Annotated in this window: 3 protein-coding genes and 1 pseudogene; all 4 read right to left on the bottom strand. The window is 64.3% G+C overall.

From position 1 onward, the window contains the following. On the bottom strand, positions 1-650 hold a 650-nt coding region (locus tag EOC06_RS34640; protein ID WP_128309925.1), incomplete at its 3' end, for a DNA polymerase III subunit delta'. Further along, entirely contained in the window at positions 647-1,321 is a 675-nt protein-coding gene (gene tmk / locus EOC06_RS34635) for a dTMP kinase (protein WP_164898910.1), read from the bottom strand. The genes EOC06_RS34640 and tmk, both read right to left, overlap by 4 nt. A gap of 140 nt (positions 1,322-1,461) precedes the next feature. Beyond that, positions 1,462-2,625 carry a D-alanyl-D-alanine carboxypeptidase family protein gene (locus tag EOC06_RS34630; protein ID WP_206631324.1) on the bottom strand — a complete coding sequence of 388 codons (1,164 nt, stop codon included), beginning with the start codon at positions 2,623-2,625 and terminating at the stop codon, positions 1,462-1,464. A gap of 103 nt (positions 2,626-2,728) precedes the next feature. Next, positions 2,729-3,454: pseudogene (locus EOC06_RS34625) on the bottom strand (septal ring lytic transglycosylase RlpA family protein); the annotation flags it as partial.

Genomic DNA, 3,454 nt, shown 5'->3' with positions numbered 1-3,454 from the left:
GGCGCCGGCTCGGTCGTTTCCAGCACCGTCATCAGGTCGTCGGCGTCGAGCGGGTTCAATCGCACCACCTGACAGCGCGACCGGATCGTCGGCAGCAGGCTGCCCGGCGCGTGGACAATCAGGATGAACAGCGTCCGTGCCGGCGGCTCTTCAAGATTTTTCAGCAACGCATTGGCGGCATTGGTGTTCATGTCGTCGGCGGGATCGACGATGACCACCCGATAGCTGCCGTCGTGCGAGGTCAGCGACAGGAAGCGGCTGACCTTGCGGATCTCATCGACGGTGACGACTGTCTTGAAACTCTTGGTCTTGTCGTTCAACGGCCGGGTCAGATGCAGCACGGAAGGATGCGCCCCGGTGGCGATCTGGCGGAACAGCGACGACGCCGGATCGGGAGCGGCAAGGCTTTCCGGCGCGTTCGCAAAATCCGGGTGCTTCAACAGATGATGCGCAAGGTGGAAGGCGAGCGTCGCCTTGCCGATGCCGACCGGTCCGGAGAAGATCAGTGCATGAGGCAGCTTGCCCGCCCGATAGGCAGCGGTGAGCACGCCCGCAGCCTGGCCGTGCCCGACCAGAAGGGGCGTTTCGGAGGGCTCCGGCACGCCGTCGAGCGTGTCGTGCTGCTCGGGTGCAATGCGCTCGAAGATCATGCCGGCGTTGCCTGCCTGTCGCGTGCCGGCGTTCTCGCCGCCAGTGCCGCGAACACCGCCGCGGGGACGACGTTCTCGACCGCGTCGGGCTCGGCGGCTGCGTCGATGACGATGCAGCGCTCCGGCTCGGCCTTGGCGATCGCCAGAAACGCCTCGCGGCGGGCCTGATGGATCGCCAGCGTCTCCTTTTCGAAGCGGTCGGCGACTGCCTCGGTGCCGCGCCGCAGCGTTGCGCGCCTCAGGCCTTCCGCCGGATCGATGTCGAAGATCAGCGTCATGTCCGGCATCATGCCGTTGATGGCGACCTGCTCCAGCGCATCCATGAACGCCGGATCGATGCCGCCTGTGACGCCCTGGTAGACGCGTGAGGAATCGAGGAAGCGGTCGCAAAGCACGATGGAGCCACGCTCGACCGCCGGCCGGATGAGCTGCTCGACATGATCGGACCGCGCGGCGGCGAAAAGCAGCGCTTCCATCTTCGGTCCGAACGGTTCGGCCGCGCCCGAAAGCAGCACATGCCTGACGGCTTCGGCGCCCGGCGAGCCGCCAGGTTCGCGGGTAAGCAGCACATCGTATTTCTTGGCGCGCATCTTCCTGGCCAGCCGCTCGATCTGCGTCGACTTGCCTGCCCCCTCGCCGCCTTCGAAGGTGATGAAAAAACCGCGTGCCAACCGAGAGGCCTTCTTGTCCATGGCTGAATGGGATTGTAACGCTCTAGATAGTCCGCGTTCGGCCAAACGTCCATGCCGTCATTTTTTGCTTTCATGTCATGTCGTTCGCCAAAACCATGGCCAGATTTGAGCGACGTGCCTTAGCGCAGCCAGCCGACCGCCAGTTCCTTGACTGCATCGAGGGCGCGCTGCGGCAGCGTGCCGACGCCGATCGATTCGGCGGCGAAAAGCGGCGTCTCCTGGCTCAGCGTATCGCCGATCCAGACGCGCAGCGCACCCACCGGCTGCCCCTCCTCCACCGGTGCTGCAATCGGGCCGTCATAGACGATCCTGGCCGTCAGCTTGTCGCGGTTGGTGATCGGCAGGAAGATGTCGATCGGACCCTTGGCCTTCAGCATCACCCTGGGCTTGGCGCCGCCAAAAACCTGGGCTTCTCCAACCACCTCGTCCCTGGCGAAGATTTCGGTCTTCTCGAACGAGCGGACACCCCAGTCGAGCAGCTTTCGCGCCTCTTCGGCACGCTCCTTGTCCGAGGCCAGCCCGCTCATCGCCGCGATCACCCGTGTGCCGTTGTGACTGACCGTACCGACGATGCCGAAGCCGGCTGCCTCGCTCGCACCGACCGCCAGGCCGTCGGCGCCGATGTCCATCGCCAGCAGCGGATTGCGGTTCCTCTGCGAGATCTTGTTCCAGGTAAAATCCTTCTGGCCGTAGTAGCGGTAGAAATCCGGATAATCACGCCACAGGTGCAGGGCGAGCTGCGCCAGCTCGCGCACGGTCGTCTGTTGGCCATCCGCCGGCAGGCCGGTCGAATTGACGAAAGTCGACGTCTTGAGGCCGATCTGGCGGGCCCGTTCGGTCATCTGCGCGGCAAAATTGTCCTCGGATCCCGACATGCCTTCGGCGATGATGATGCAGCCGTCATTGGCCGCCTGCACGGTCACGCCCTGAATCAGGTCTTCGAGCCGGATCGACGACTTGAGCTTGGCGAACATCGTCGATGTTCCCGAAGGCGCGCCACCCTTGCGCCAGGCGTTTTCGCTGACGACGAACGTATCGTCGAGCTTCAGGCGACCAGACTTGATGGCGTTGAAAACCACTTCCATGGTCATCAGCTTGGCCATTGAGGCCGGCGGTATCGGCTTGTCGGCATCCTTGGAAAACAGCACCGTCCCGGTCTCGGCGTCGATCATGAAGGCCTGTGCGGCCTTGGTCTCGAACAGCTGCGCGCCGGCCGGAGCCTGGAAAAACAGCAGCAGGCCAAAAACCAGAAGCCCGGCGAGCGGGAGCAAGCGAAATTGCATGATGTTCGACCCGTTGGCCGGCACCGCCGGCAAGCCCGCAAAAAGTATCGGGCTTTTTGCACGGCGGATCAACCGCGTAGCGGAAATCCAGCCTGGCTTGTACTCAGTTGCGCACAGCCAGCGCATCGGGAGCGCCATGCGACCAGGCAGCCTGCAACATCTCGTCCAGATTGCGGTGGCCATCGGGATAGAGATTGACCGAATACCAATCCTCGCCGTCGAGTTCCGAACGCTGGATCTCGATCTTGCCGAAGGCGGCAAGCTGAGCGGCAATACGCTTGGCTTCTCCGGCATCCTCGAACGAACCGGCAGCGACATAGGCGGTGGACGGACCGCCCGGTGGCGGCTGCCGCTTCCACGATTGAAGCACGTCGGCCGGCGACATGCCGTCGCCACCCAGCGCGGCGAAGGCATTTGAGGCGCGTTCGACCCGTTCGTCGGCGTAGGACAGCGAGGCCACGGCAAACGGCGATTGCGGCGGCAGATTGATCTGCGGGCGTTCCGGCACGATGGGCCCGAAATCGGGAAGCGCCAGATCGCCATAAGCCGACGGCTGCGCCGACATGGCCGGCTGGACAGAACCGGAATCGGTCAACTGGCCCGGAAACGGCACGGCGGCGCTGCCCGCAGGCAGGCTTGGCGACGGCCCGTTCATGGCGACCATGACGCCGGTCGGCAGTCCGTCCGACGGGTCGGGCACTCTGTTGCCGGGATGGTAGGAAGCCATCAGATATTGGTCGTCATCACCGTCAAGCGGCGCGCGGCCGACATATTCGACCTTCACCTGAGCGGTGCCGGTGTTGGCATAGTCAAGCATCTGGGCAGCGCG

This window comes from Mesorhizobium sp. M7A.F.Ca.MR.362.00.0.0, assembly GCF_004023175.1.
In the GTDB taxonomy this organism is placed as follows: domain Bacteria; phylum Pseudomonadota; class Alphaproteobacteria; order Rhizobiales; family Rhizobiaceae; genus Mesorhizobium.
Note: the sequence above shows the minus strand (reverse complement) of the source record. Positions and strands in the feature narration are given on the sequence as shown.

Bases quoted from the DNA above. Each gene is read 5' to 3' on its own strand.
- EOC06_RS34630 (WP_206631324.1), bottom strand. From the start codon at position 2,625: ATGCAATTTCGCTTGCTCCCGCTCGCCGGGCTTCTGGTTTTTGGCCTG.